Origin of the sequence: Chryseobacterium paridis (assembly GCF_016595215.1) — a bacterium.
Taxonomy (GTDB): domain Bacteria; phylum Bacteroidota; class Bacteroidia; order Flavobacteriales; family Weeksellaceae; genus Chryseobacterium; species Chryseobacterium paridis.
Window position 1 is genome coordinate 1,972,338 of sequence record NZ_JAENHK010000010.1, and the last position, 13,833, is coordinate 1,986,170.

The window sequence follows — 13,833 nt, forward strand, 5'->3', positions numbered from 1 at the left end:
AGTTTATTATTTTTTCTTTTCTTTAAGCTCTTCTTTATCTTTATCAGAAGGGTTCCAGACTTTCACTTCAGAATTCTTATCGATCCCTGAAAGCACCTGAACATTGATACCATCACTGGCTCCTAATTTCACATATACTTTCTTGAACTTCCCGTCTTTTTGTTTCACTTCAACAAAAGATTTATCCTTTCCATTGCTCTTTTCATATTGAACAAGTGATTCATCCAATAACAAAGCATTCTTTTGAGAATTTAATACGATCTCTCCATTTGCCGAAAATCCAGCTCTGATGTATTCATTGTTAGGATTACTCACATCACCTTCAACCGGGAATTTAATCGTTCCTAAATTATCTTTTCCTTTAGGGGCAATCATTGTTAATTTCCCAGGGAAAGTCTTATTTTGTAAAGCACCGATTACAATATTCATTGGCATCCCTTGTTTCAGTTTTCCAGCCTGAGCTTCATCAATTTCTCCCTGAAAAATCAATGAGTTAAGATCTGCAATAGAACAAATTGTTGTTCCTGCATTGAAGGAGTTAGCTTCAATTACCTGGCTTCCCACTTTTACAGGGACATCAAGTACGGTTCCTGCAGCTTTAGAACGGATTTGGGTAGTAGCAAAACCCTGTAACTCAGGAGTTGCTCCGGTTTTCACGATCTGTAATCTCTTTTGTGCTGTCTGGAACTGCTGATTTGCATTTTTAAGAGTTTGTTGCTGGGAATATAACTGCTGCTGAGAATTTAAATAATCTTGCTTGGAAATAACTCCCTGACTATATAATTTCTGTTGCATATCAAATTGTTTCTGCATATTATCCACATTCAGTTTGGCATTACTGATCTGAAGCTCCGCATTCTGAACTTCCTGCTGTGCGTTGTTTACATCAGCAATATTCGGGATAATTCTAACAGTCGCAACCAATTGCCCTGCAACCACTTTATCTCCTTCATCCACTAAAATTTTATCAATGATACCTGCAATGTTAGGTTTGATTTCTATTTCTTCTTTTGGTATAATTTTTCCTGTCGCCATGACTTTATCATCCATGTTTTGGACCGTTGGTTTTCGCGTAAGGAACGCCTCACTCTCTTTAGAGTTGGATTTGATCAAGTAACCAATTCCCGAGAATAATGCCACTGCAAATAAAAGCCCCAACAGTATATAAATGGCTTTTTTCCAAGTGAATTTCTTTTTCATATATCTAGTTTATTTTTTATTTAAATGGTTTTTATTCAGTTCTTAATGCTTCAATAGGTCTAATTTTCACTGCTCTCTGAGCTGGAATCATTCCGATAATCAATCCTAAAATTACCATTACTGCCATGGCAGCAAATACATTCCCATAGTTTACCGTAGGATTATAAAATGGAAAGGCATCCTGATTCTGTGTTGCCATATTAAGAATCATGAGGACAAATATTCCCGACATGAATCCTAATAATCCTGAAGATAATGTAATAACAACACTTTCCAGGAGGATCTGATTTCTAACTTCCGAAGGCTTCGCTCCTAAGGCTCTTCTGATTCCGATTTCTTTTGTTCTTTCCTTTACCGTAATCAATAAGATATTTGAGATGGCAATAACTCCGGCAAGGATCGTAAGTGTTCCCACGATAATTGTTAAGAGCTGCATTCCGGTTAAAAATCCTGTCAATTTTCCGAATTCTTTTCCCAGGTTGAAACTCCCGAATGCGTTCGTATCTTCGGGTGAAACTTTATTCTTAAGCTTCAGTACCTGTTTTACTTTTTCTTCTACAATCTTTAAATCGGCATCAGGCCTGCTGACAATAGCAAACATATCGATATTATCTCCCGCATTATACATTTTCGTGTATGTAGAAAGAGGAATGAAAACAGTACGGTCATTTTCAAAACCGCCGCCTTTTTTCACTCTGAAAACACCAATAACATTAAAAAAGAGACCTTTTATATTGATAGATTTTCCAATAGGATTTTCTTTCTTTTTAGAATCAAAAAAGTTTTTATAAACTTCTTCTCCTATCACAGCCACATTTTTATTTCCTGATAAATCTGCATCATTAATATAGCGTCCGAAAATAAGTTTCTTCTCTGAAATTTTATTTCCCACAGGATAATCTCCGGTAAGAGAATAAGTGGCACTTTTTCCATTTTTTGACATGGATTCTCCCGGTGTTCCTGTAAAACTTCCCCGAGCATTTTGCGGCGAAATGTAGTCTATTTCAGGAACCTTTCTTTTCAACATTTCCATATCGGGAAGATGTAGCTTCATCTCTCTTCCTTTTGGAAAACCTTCATAAGGAATTGAAGTTTTCTGAGCCCACAAAAAAATAGAATTTGTTGCAAAACCCGAGAATAATTTATCAAAACCGTTCTCCATTCCTTTTGCTGCTCCCAGCAAACTTACATATAAAAACATACCCCAACCTACCCCGATCATGGTAAGGAATGTCCGAAGTTTATTATTTCTCAATGAATAATAAATTTCCTGCCAGGTATCCTTTTTAAATAAGATGTTCATTGGTGTTAGTTATGAGGTTGATTTATACTTTTTAAATTATTATTAATGAGCAGCAACATTTATTCTGTTCGTAATGCTTCTATAGGCTTAATTTTCGACGCTCTGTAAGCAGGAACAAAACCGGCAATAAGTCCTGAAAAAACCAATGCAAGAAATGCCATAAAGATCTCCGCCCAGCCCACACTAGGGTTCTTTATAAAAAACTCCTCAAGCCTGTCTCCCATAAGGCTAAGGGCTAAAACACCCAAACCTACTCCGATCAGACCTGAAATCACTGTAATGACAACACTCTCTTGTACAATAAGTGCTACAATACTTCTAGGTTTTGCACCAATAGCTTTTCTGACACCGATTTCCTTTGTTCTCTCTTTAACAATATAAACCATAATGTTACTGATCCCAATGATCCCTGCGATCAGAGTTCCCATTCCGATAAACCCAACAATACCGGTAAGTACTGCCATAAACATAAATGTATCATTCATATTTTCAGCATTATTCCATACCCGGACCCCGTTTTCATCGTCGGGAGAAACATTTTTCCTGGCTTTTAATCTATCTTTTAGCTCATTCCCATATTTTATAGCTTCCTGGGGCGTCAGCTTTTCGTTGTAGGCTATATATACCGTAGTTACCGTATCTGAGCCTTTTTTCATTTGTTGTAAAGTAGTGATAGGAACAGTAATATGTCTTTCATCCCAGTCTCCCCCATCATCGGAAAATACTCCCACGACCTTGAACATTGTTCCGTTGATATTAAGTTCTTTTCCTACAGGACTTCCATTCTTGATCAAATCCCTCTGAACCATTCGTCCGATCACAGCAACATTTTGCTTCCTTTCAAGATCGGAAGGATTGATGTATCGGCCTTCAAGAATTTTCCTGTTCTCTATAAACTTTTCTTCGGGATCTCCTCCGTTGACCTGGTAGTTACCACTTTCCTTTCCATATTTTACCAGCAAACTGGTTTGATATCTTGGAGTAGAATACCCTACTTTTTCTTTATCTGCTTTAACCAAAAAATCATAATCAGCATTATTCATGGTCACATTACGATCCGACTGTAATCCTTTATAAGCCAGTGTTGTTTTCCCTGTAAAAATGGAAATCAAATTTTGGGCATCTCTTGCAAAACCTTCTGTAAAAGCATTTTGAAGACCTTTACCAATTCCAAAAAGAACGATAAAGATAAATAACCCCAGTGCTACAGTAAAACCGGAAAGTACCGTTCGCAATACATTACTGCGAATAGAACTGAATATTTCCTGCCAACGATCCAGGTCAAACATAATTTTATTTTTTTACTTTTTTAAAGTCAATGTATGGTTCACTATTTACAGAACAACCTGCTTGATAAATTCATCACTTTCGATAACTCCATCCTTTAAAATCACATTTCTTTTTGTCTGTGCTGCAACATCAGGTTCGTGAGTTACTACTATGATCGTTTTCCCTTCATTATTAATATCCTGCAGCAATTTCATAATATCATGAGTCGTCTTTGAATCCAAAGCTCCGGTAGGTTCATCAGCTAATACAACTTTAGGATTGGTGATCAAAGCTCTTGCAATAGCTACTCTTTGCTTCTGTCCACCTGAAAGTTCATTAGGAAGGTGGGTCGCCCACTGAGCAAGCCCCACTTTCTCCAGATATTCCATTGCGATCTGATTACGTTCTTTTCGGGGTACATTCTGATAGTATAAAGGAAGAGCTACATTTTCTAAAGCGGTTTTATATCCTATAAGATTAAAAGACTGGAAAATAAATCCTAAAAATTTACTTCTGTACTCAGCAGCCTTTACTTCGGATAAATGTTCAATAGGAACGCCATCCAGCTCATAAGTCCCTGAATCTTTTTCATCCAGAATACCTATAATATTAAGAAGCGTAGACTTTCCCGAACCGGAACTTCCCATGATAGAAACAAACTCACCTTCGGAAATATTAAGATTAATTCCCTTGAGAACGTGCAGTTTACTTTTCCCTGTATCGTATGATTTATTTAAATCCTGAATTACTAACATTAAGTGATCTATGTTTTATACTCCTATAAGTAGTATATACTTTCAATTTGTTACAAGAATAAAAATTTATTGCAATTTTTTACTGTTTAACATATTAAACCTTTATTAATAGACATTTAAAAACTTTTGTTTAACTGTAACTTATCAAAAATATTTATTTACTGTGTATTAGTGGAGTTAAACCAATATCAGTGCTTGTTTCATGTAAATGTGGAAAACTTTTACGGTTAAAAGTCAACCAATTAGTGTTTACCTCTTTCAAAATCGTTTCTTTTTTTCGAACTTTGTGCTTCGCACTAACAAATAATAAAAACACTTTTCTTGTGAAAAACTTTTAAATATAAGTTCCAACAAATCAAGCCGTTATTTATTCTTTGAGTTTTATCCACAGTGATCTAATTATTTTAATTTAAACACATTTTTAATATGGGAATTTTTGATAAGAGAGTAAGTTACAAGCCTTTTGAATACCCTGAGGTTCTTCAATTTGTAGAAGCGATTAATAAGTCGTTCTGGGTACATTCAGAAGTGGATTTTACTGCAGACATTCAGGATTTTCATTCGCAGTTAGAACCGCACGAAAAAAATGCTGTGAAAAATGCATTACTTGCTATTGCACAGATCGAGGTGTCTGTAAAGACATTCTGGGGAAACCTATATAATCATATGCCAAAACCTGAACTTAATGGTTTGGGAGCAACTTTTGCAGAATGTGAATTTCGCCACTCAGAAGCGTATTCCCGTTTATTAGAGGTATTAGGATATAATGAGGAATTTAGTAATGTAATAGAAGTTCCGGCTGTGAAAAAGAGAATTGACTTTTTGTCAAATGTTCTTAAACATGCTAATTCTTCTACACCTAAAGAATATGTTTCTTCATTATTATTATTCAGTATTCTGATTGAGAATGTATCTCTTTTCTCACAATTTGCAATCATCCTTTCTTTCACCAGATTTAAAGGATATATGAAAAACGTTTCTAATATTATTGCCTGGACTTCTGTGGATGAGCAAATTCATGCTAACGCAGGAATTTATTTAATCAATAAAATTCGTGAAGAACAGCCTGAGTTATTAACTGATTCTGATATTGAAGATATCTACACATTGGTAGATCAATCTGTAGAATTAGAAGGTGAAATTTTGGACTGGATATTCGAATTAGGAGAAATAAGCGTATTCTCAAAAGAAGATTTATTAAACTTCATGAAATACCGTGTTGATGACAGTTTAAAGAAAATCAATATGCAAACCCGTTACAACATTTCTCCGGAACAATACCGTCCTATGAAATGGTTTGAAGAAGAAGTATTTGCAAACTCTATGGATGATTTCTTTGCTAAAAGACCTGTAGACTATACAAAACACGATAAGAGTATTACAGCGAACGATTTGTTTTAATTAAAACAATTTCTGACAAGTAATTGAATAATGATCTGTCATTCCGGAAAAAGATCCTTTTTTCTGGAAATGATAATAAATTCCAAACACAAAGATGATCAACGTAATTGTAACCTATACTGTAAAACCCGAATTTGTTTCAGAAAACAAAGCAAATATTCAAAAGTTTTTGAATGACTTCAAGCAATTGGATCAATCTACATTTGAATATAAAGTGTATGCAAAAGAGGATGGTATTACATTTTTACATTACTCTAATTACAGGAATGAGGAGGTACAACATGAAGTTTTGAATACACCGTCTTTCAAAGAATTTCAGAGACTGAGAGATGAGAGTGGACTTAACGGTTCCCACAAGGTAGAATTTTTAGAATCAATTTAATAACACAAAATTCCTGGATATGCGACATGGATATCCGGGAATTTGAAAATATAACAACTATGGAGGAACAAAATACTAATATATGGTGGCTCAACGAGGAGTCTGAGCAAATGCTAAACAGAGGATATCTGTTAAAAGGGGAAACTGTAGACGGAGCAATCGACAGAATTACCACCGCTGCTGCCAAAAAATTATATAAACCAGAATTACAACCAGCTTTCAAGGAAATGATCACTAAAGGGTGGATCAGTTTCTCTTCTCCGGTTTGGGCAAATATGGGAACTCAAAGAGGTCTTCCTATCTCTTGTTTCAACGTTCACATTCCGGATAGTATTGAGGGTATTACCCACAAAATGGGTGAGGTAATCATGCAGACAAAAATTGGAGGTGGAACTTCAGGATATTTCGGAGAGCTTCGTAACAGAGGTACTGCGGTAACTGATAATGGAAAATCTTCAGGAGCTGTTTCTTTCATGAAATTGTTTGATACTGCAATGGATGTGGTTTCACAAGGAGGGGTAAGAAGAGGTGCTTTTGCTGCATATTTAGATATCGACCACGGAGATATTGAAGAATTTTTATCAATCAAAGATATCGGAAGCCCGATCCAGAATTTGTTTACAGGAATCTGTGTTCCTGATTACTGGATGCAGGATATGATAGATGGTGATATGGATAAGCGTAAGATCTGGGCAAGGGTTTTAGAAAGCCGTCAGCAAAAAGGTCTTCCTTATATCTTCTTTACAGACAACGTAAACAGAAATAAGCCACAAGTTTATAAGGATTTGGGATTAACTGTAAATGCAAGTAATCTTTGTTCTGAAATTATGCTTCCTTCTACAAGAGAAGAATCATTTATCTGCTGTCTGTCTTCCATGAACTTAGAATTGTATGACGAATGGAAGGATACAGATGCTGTAAAATTAGCTGTTTATTTCTTAGATGCCGTTCTAACTGAATTTATTGATAAAACAGAAGGAAACTATTACCTGCAAGGAGCCAGAAATTTCGCTATGCGTCACAGAGCTCTTGGACTAGGTGCTTTAGGATATCATTCTTATTTACAGAAAAACATGATTCCGTTTGAAAGCTTCGAGGCTACTCAGTTTAATGCAAGAGCTTTCAGACACATCAAAGAACAGGCAGAACAAGCATCAAGAGAATTAGCGAATATCTATGGAGAACCTGAATTATTGAAAGGTTACGGATTAAGAAATACCACAGTAATGGCTATTGCTCCTACGACTTCAAGTTCAGCCATTTTAGGACAGACTTCTCCTGGAATTGAGCCTTTTGCATCTAATTATTACAAAGCTGGTTTGGCTAAAGGAAACTTTATGCGTAAGAACAAATATTTAGCAAAACTATTAGAAGAGAAAGGATTAGATAATGAAGAAACGTGGAGAACGATCATGTTGAATCACGGTTCTGTTCAGCATTTGACTGAGTTAACTGAAGAAGAAAAAGCAGTATTCAAAACATTCAAAGAGATCTCTCCAATGGAGATTATTTCTCAGGCTGCTCAAAGACAACAGTATATTGATCAGGCACAATCATTAAACTTACAGATTCCATCTACTATGCCAGTAAAAGATGTTAATTACCTTTACATCGAAGCATGGAAAAAAGGAGTAAAAACTTTATATTATCAAAGAAGCTCATCAGTATCTAAAGAAATGATGGTGAACTTTGTATCTTGTTCAAGCTGCGAAGCTTAGACAGCAAATAATAAACAATTTATATATTGAGCACGTTTTAAACGTGCTTTTTTTGTTTCATTAAATCCAATACATTGTCTGATTATATAAAACAAAAAAGCCCGGAAAGAAAATCCGGACTCTTGAAAGAATATATAAAGTAAAAATTAAAAATTATATCGAACTCCAATCTGCGCCTGGAATCTTGATGCAAACTGATCAATTGTATATGGTAAACCAGGAGATTTGAAGTTATAGGTTGGATCTCCTGCCCCAGGTTGTCCGGTAGCAACATTTCCAACTTTCGTTAATCCTACGCTCGCTGTTGAGTTGAAGGTGTTAGGTACAAAATATACTTTACCCCAATCCTTATTTAAGAGGTTCGTGAAGTTAATGATGCTTAAAGAAATCTGTAACGTATTTTTAGACTTCTCACTTAATCTGATTTCATCCATAATTCTGATATCAGCCTGAATGTTCCATGGTGTAACATCACCATTTCTTTGAGTGAATGTTCCTCTTCTACTGCTTAGATACTTATTGTTATTAACGAAGCTTTCGTAATCAGCAACCTGTTGTTGAGCCGTTACTAAAATATTACCCGCCCCATCTTTTATTGGAACTATATACTTAGCTGCTTCTGCGGCATCTTTGAAGATATAAGCCAATCCTGCTGCTTGTCCCGTATTAGCAATTGTACTGTTGATAAAGCCCCAAGAAAAAGGATTTCCTGATTGTGCATTGAAATATACATTCGCAGATAATCTATTCGATTGTGAAACATTGAAACCATATCCCAGATTAGCTACAATTCTATTTTTGATCGCAAAGTTAGAAGTTGTTAATTGAGGATTGTTAGGAGTCAAAGACTGGTTCATCTGCCAGTTACTTTCCATAGAATTCCTGATACCATTCGTGATATCTTTAGCATCTCCATAGGTATATGCTGCGAAGAAGTTAAATCCAAAATTATAGGCTTTAGAGATCTGTGCAGTTACATTATATCTGTATCCCTGTTTAGTATTGGATAACATATAAGCATTGGAGAAATTACTATTGATGTTAGTCGTATAAATAGGCATTTCGTGGTTTACGTCATAGCTAAAATACGTTACATTATCAGTCTTATTAACCTGTTGGAATTTCAGGTCATAAAGTACTTTAGTGTAAATACCTTCTAATGTCAGTTTATATCCTCCAACAGTATAATCTACTCCTAATGAACTTCTCCAAACTTTAGGCATTTTAAAGTTGTTGTCAATAAGGTCTACCTGTACTTTGGAAGAGTTTTGCCAGTTAGCAAAGTTTCCGCTTACCAATGGATCTCCGTTAGCTGCCATTTGAGCTGCTGTTGGACCATTGTAATCATAACTTCCGAAACCGACTCCATCGTTATAATAAGCATAACCTAGCCATGCAAAAGGTATTCTTCCTACAAAAATACCAGAACCTCCTCTTAGTACAACCGATCTGTTTTCTGTAAGATCTAAACTAAATCCTAATCTCGGAGATATTGTTGGCTTATTAAGATATTTGTTGGTTAGTTGATTTAGAGGTGTATAACTGTACGTATTCCCCATATTTGGATCCACAGGAGAATTATTAACCTGCGAACTTAAAAGAGGTTTGTTTGGCAAATCTGTATAATCTACTCTTACTCCTGGTGACAAACGTAATCTTCCCCAATTGATCTCATCCTGCAAGTATAATGAAAGTAGATTTACTTTATACGAAGCATATGGATTGTTGAAAAGCGTTTCTCTGTTTTCTCCATTAAATGGATAAGTTCCTCTTATCCTTGCTGGTTTTGAGTTATAGAAATCATCAAGATTCTTATAAGAGATTCTTCCGTTCAATGCATTTACAAAACCATAATCGATATTGTATAATTCATTGTGCGTTCCTAATAAGAAAGTATGATTTCCTGTCTTATATGTTAAATTATCAGTGATCTCAAAAGTTTTCTGCTTCATATTGAAAACCGTTGCCTCTCTATCATTTCCTAATAAAATAGTTCCTCCATTATATCCTATTTCCACTTGTGGAAACATAGCATTAGAAGAAGTAGGATCTCTGTAATCATTAATAGAAGAATATCCTAATACTAAGTTATTATTCCATTTATCATTAAAGCGGCTTTTTAATTCCAAAGTGGTGGTTGAAGCATTATTCTTTTGGATATAGTCCATGCTGGAAAATCTAAAGTTAGCACCATCTCTTTCCAAATTTGAAGCTTGCGAAAACACAGTATTATTCTTAATGGATAAGGTATGCTTATCATTGATCTTCCAATCTAACTTATTAAAAAGTTTAGCACTTTCTGAGAAGTTGGTGTACTGATTGAAGCTTCCCACATTAAAGCCATACTTGTTACGAACAAAATCAGAAATTTGCTGAGCAACTCCAGTATTTACTAATCCGTTAGGATCATCGGCATTATAAAAAACAGGATCTTTTCTCTTTGTATATTCAAGGTTAGTGAATAAAAACACTTTATCTTTTATAATAGGTAATCCCACTCTACCTCCATAAATAAAATCCTGGAAAGAGCTTGGCATCTTTGAATTATCACCTACCCTGTTTCTTCCGGTAATAGAAGCATTACGCCCGTAAACATAAAAAGACCCCTCTACATTATTACTACCACTACGGGTAACTGCGTTGATACTTCCCCCTAAGAAGTTTCCTAATTTAACATCATAAGGAGCGATGTAAACCTGTACATCCTGAATAGCATCCAAACTTATGGAGTTAGAACGGGTACTACTTCCTGGCATCCCTGATGTTCCGGTTTGACCTCCTAAAGATGGACTGAAACCAATAGCATCATTGTTAATTGATCCGTCAATCGTTACGTTATTATAACGAAAGTTCGTTCCGTTGAAAGAGTTGTTGGCACTTTGAGGAACCAACTTAGTAACATCCTGAATCCCTCTGTTGATATTAGGGAGTCCTGAAATCTGAGCCTGGCTGATGCCTGTTCCATTTTTCACCACGGTTCTCTTAGAAGTAAGTTTTACCTCATCGATTACTTTTTCTCTGTTCTTAACTTCCACTACTGGCAAATCATTACTTCCTAATGAAAGCTGTACATTGGTATTCGAATAGATAACGTTTGAACCATCAGAAATCTCTATCGTATAAGGTCCTCCGGGTTGTAGATTATCCAAACTGAACTGTCCCTTGTTGTTACTTTTAGTTTCAAAGGTACTGTTGGTGGGAACGTGAACTACTTTTACAGTAACTTCAGAATTAATTCCTTTTAATCTCCCGAAAATTTTAGAGCTGGTTTCCTGCGAAAATGCTAAGCCAAATGACAAGAGAGCAAAAGCACAGATTATTTTTCTCTTCATATTTTTTTATACTTCTAAATTGTACGGCAAAATTAGAAGCAACAAACAGGAATTGTGGTAACATACAGTTAACATTATATAACATAATGTTTAACATTTCCTTAAAAAAAACTTAAAGACTTTTACATAATTCACTATTTCAATTTATAATAATCCATTAAATACAAATGCTTTAATAAATTAAAATCTTTTAATCATAAATGAACGCAATATGAACGGCTTTAGTTTTATTAAATTAAGTCTTCTTTCTAAAAACAGGAAGATACTTAAACGAAGCATTACGTATTAATACGATTAAAAATATAGTACAATCACTATAGTATTATTTCTAGGTTATCAGCTCTAAAATTATAGTATTTTTGTAGCATCAGGTTTTACAATTCCCTTTATAGAATCTGGCTTAAAAATAACCCCTTAAAAACACAATATGTACAAACTGTTATTTACTTTTTGTGTAAGCTTTTCTTGTATAGCTTACGCTCAGAATCTTAATTTTACAGATTCGAAATTCAAAGCTTTATTGCTCGGTTCCTCTACAAGCAATAATATAGCAAAAGACCTTAACGGAAATTTTATCGCAATAGATTCGAATGGTGATGGCCAGATACAATTATCCGAAGCACAACAGGTAAAAGTCCTGAATATTCAATCAATAGGAACTCCAACCTACAATAATCTTCCTGACTCAATTACAGATGCAACTCTTTTCCCCAATCTGGAAGAGCTGTATGTTGTGGATTCAAAATCTGCAATAATCAGCTTTGTCAATAATAATGTTATTAAAAAAGTAGTTTACATGGGTTCTGGTGGATTTACTGATATTTCAGGGACATATAATAGCACACCAATAGACTTTTCATTTGATCATTGCTCTTCAGTACAAAACATCAATGACTTTGTTACAGATATTAATGCGAGCCCTTACAATCCATCCCCGATTCTAAGGTATAAAAACTGTCCTCTGATCAAAGACAACATCACTTTAGACAATAAAAGAATAAAAGCCCTTTACATCGAAAATTGCAATGTGAAAACATTGACCTTCATTTCCTGTAAGTATTTAGAAAAAATAAGTATCCCAAATACAGGTGTATTAACAAAAATAGAAGTTTTGGGAACGAACATAACGGGACTGAGCAGTGATAATCAAAACATAGAGCTTATCGCAAATGATTGTACAAATTTAGAAGAAGTTATTGCCGATACTGATCATTACAATTCATCCGGTGCCTATTTTACATCAGCTAACCTTAATGGCTGTGTTTCATTAAAAAGAATTAAAGGCCTCAATTCTCCTTCTATTAATTTTTCCAATTCAGGATTAATAAATCTGGAAGAACTGGATGCATCATTCTATAATAGATATGATTATTATACAACTTCTGGAGTTAGCTTTGGTAATGTAACCTCTTTAAACCTATCAGGCCTTCCAAAGCTAAAAGTAGTAAAGGTTTTCAATCAACCTATTATCGGAACCATGAATTTCAGTGTTGCGAATACATTAGAAAATATAGATATAACTAACTCCTGTGGATATGCAACTGTTTTGAACATAAGCAATCTTCCCAATCTTCATACTCTAAAAGCGGATATTCCCAATAGTTTAAATTCTTCAAACATTCCTCTCAATCTGCAACAGATCAATGCACAAAACTGTACCGCCTTAGCTAACTTAAAAATAGGAGGAAATCAAAACTTGAAAAATGTGAATCTGCAAAACTGTTCAAGCATAGAAACTTTGTATTTTGGCAATTATTTACCCGGAAATATTTCATGTCCGGAACTCAATACTTTGAATATTAATCAATGTACAGGACTTAAGGAACTTGGCTTTAGCTTCACAAAAATTGCCTCTTTGGATCTCTCACAATGCCCGTTATTGGAACTGATAGAAATTAGCAACAATTCTTTATTAGCTTCGATAAATACTTCGCAAAGTACCCATCTTAAGAATGTAACACTCAATTCTAATCCACTTATTACAAGCCTAGACTTATCTAATAGCTCCAATCTGCAAGGTTTTAGTTTTGATAATATGCCCGGATTAACCTATCTGAACATCAAAAATGGTTCCCTAGAAGAGTATTATGAACTCTCAAGATACAATCAAAATCTGGCAGTCTGTGTAGATGCCAATCAGCTAACTGATATGCAAACAGCATATCCGGATATTAATTTCACCACAAACTGTAACAACGTTTTAAGGACGAGGGATTCTAAGGTAAACACCATAAATAGAGATTTACATATTTTCCCTAATCCTGTAAAAGATTTCTTCCAATTAAAATTTGACGAGCCCATTAAAAATGTAAAAATATTTGATTCTACGGGCAGGGTTTTACTGAATCAGGATTTTAATAAAACTGTACTGAAAATAGATATTTCAGATTATGCCCAGGGAATTTATACCGTAAAAATAAAAACAAATACATCAGAAATTTCTAAAAAACTGCTGAAAGATTGATCTTTTTGT

General features: G+C 34.8%; 9 protein-coding genes. 4 read left to right on the top strand and 5 right to left on the bottom strand.

Annotation, left to right across the window (positions count from 1 at the left end; genetic code table 11):
- Positions 1-6: 6 nt before the first annotated feature.
- The 4 genes from JHL15_RS18380 to JHL15_RS18395 are packed head-to-tail and all read right to left on the bottom strand — an operon-like array spanning position 7 to position 4,527.
- Complete coding sequence (locus JHL15_RS18380) at positions 7-1,200, bottom strand: efflux RND transporter periplasmic adaptor subunit (RefSeq protein ID WP_200248136.1); 1,194 nt, start codon at positions 1,198-1,200, stop codon at positions 7-9.
- A gap of 31 nt (positions 1,201-1,231) precedes the next feature.
- Entirely contained in the window at positions 1,232-2,503 is a 1,272-nt protein-coding gene (locus tag JHL15_RS18385) for an ABC transporter permease (protein ID WP_200248139.1), read from the bottom strand.
- A 59-nt stretch (positions 2,504-2,562) separates the two neighbouring features.
- Positions 2,563-3,792, bottom strand: a complete 1,230-nt coding sequence (locus JHL15_RS18390; RefSeq protein WP_200248141.1) for an ABC transporter permease — start codon at positions 3,790-3,792, stop codon at positions 2,563-2,565.
- 45 nt (positions 3,793-3,837) lie between these two features.
- Positions 3,838-4,527 carry an ABC transporter ATP-binding protein gene (locus JHL15_RS18395; RefSeq protein ID WP_200248143.1) on the bottom strand — a complete coding sequence of 230 codons (690 nt, stop codon included), beginning with the start codon at positions 4,525-4,527 and terminating at the stop codon, positions 3,838-3,840.
- A gap of 426 nt (positions 4,528-4,953) precedes the next feature.
- On the opposite strand from JHL15_RS18395, the gene JHL15_RS18400 reads away from it, so the two are divergent.
- From JHL15_RS18400 to JHL15_RS18410, 3 genes are all read left to right on the top strand, one after another.
- Complete coding sequence (locus JHL15_RS18400) at positions 4,954-5,928, top strand: ribonucleotide-diphosphate reductase subunit beta (protein WP_200248145.1); 975 nt, start codon at positions 4,954-4,956, stop codon at positions 5,926-5,928.
- A 94-nt stretch (positions 5,929-6,022) separates the two neighbouring features.
- Entirely contained in the window at positions 6,023-6,310 is a 288-nt protein-coding gene (locus JHL15_RS18405) for an antibiotic biosynthesis monooxygenase (RefSeq protein WP_200248147.1), read from the top strand.
- A gap of 26 nt (positions 6,311-6,336) precedes the next feature.
- Complete coding sequence (locus JHL15_RS18410) at positions 6,337-8,028, top strand: ribonucleoside-diphosphate reductase subunit alpha (RefSeq protein WP_262895641.1); 1,692 nt, start codon at positions 6,337-6,339, stop codon at positions 8,026-8,028.
- Positions 8,029-8,174: 146 nt separating this feature from the next.
- Here JHL15_RS18410 and JHL15_RS18415 read toward each other — a convergent pair whose 3' ends face one another.
- Positions 8,175-11,360: a TonB-dependent receptor gene (locus tag JHL15_RS18415; protein ID WP_200248151.1), complete on the bottom strand. Its 3,186-nt coding sequence runs from the start codon at positions 11,358-11,360 to the stop codon at positions 8,175-8,177.
- A 427-nt stretch (positions 11,361-11,787) separates the two neighbouring features.
- Here JHL15_RS18415 and JHL15_RS18420 point away from each other — a divergent pair, with 427 nt between their 5' ends.
- Positions 11,788-13,824, top strand: coding sequence for a T9SS type A sorting domain-containing protein (locus tag JHL15_RS18420; RefSeq protein WP_200248153.1), 2,037 nt, complete (start codon positions 11,788-11,790; stop codon positions 13,822-13,824).
- The last annotated feature ends 9 nt before the right edge of the window (positions 13,825-13,833 follow it).

What these genes read in the sequence shown, in the direction of transcription:
- JHL15_RS18380 (WP_200248136.1), bottom strand. Translation starts at nt 1,200, where the DNA reads ATGAAAAAGAAATTCACTTGGAAAAAAGCCATTTATATACTGTTGGGG.
- JHL15_RS18385 (WP_200248139.1), bottom strand. Translation starts at nt 2,503, where the DNA reads ATGAACATCTTATTTAAAAAGGATACCTGGCAGGAAATTTATTATTCA.
- JHL15_RS18390 (WP_200248141.1), bottom strand. Translation starts at nt 3,792, where the DNA reads ATGTTTGACCTGGATCGTTGGCAGGAAATATTCAGTTCTATTCGCAGT.
- JHL15_RS18395 (WP_200248143.1), bottom strand. Translation starts at nt 4,527, where the DNA reads ATGTTAGTAATTCAGGATTTAAATAAATCATACGATACAGGGAAAAGT.
- JHL15_RS18400 (WP_200248145.1), top strand. Translation starts at nt 4,954, where the DNA reads ATGGGAATTTTTGATAAGAGAGTAAGTTACAAGCCTTTTGAATACCCT.
- JHL15_RS18405 (WP_200248147.1), top strand. Translation starts at nt 6,023, where the DNA reads ATGATCAACGTAATTGTAACCTATACTGTAAAACCCGAATTTGTTTCA.
- JHL15_RS18410 (WP_262895641.1), top strand. Translation starts at nt 6,337, where the DNA reads ATGGATATCCGGGAATTTGAAAATATAACAACTATGGAGGAACAAAAT.
- JHL15_RS18415 (WP_200248151.1), bottom strand. Translation starts at nt 11,360, where the DNA reads ATGAAGAGAAAAATAATCTGTGCTTTTGCTCTCTTGTCATTTGGCTTA.
- JHL15_RS18420 (WP_200248153.1), top strand. Translation starts at nt 11,788, where the DNA reads ATGTACAAACTGTTATTTACTTTTTGTGTAAGCTTTTCTTGTATAGCT.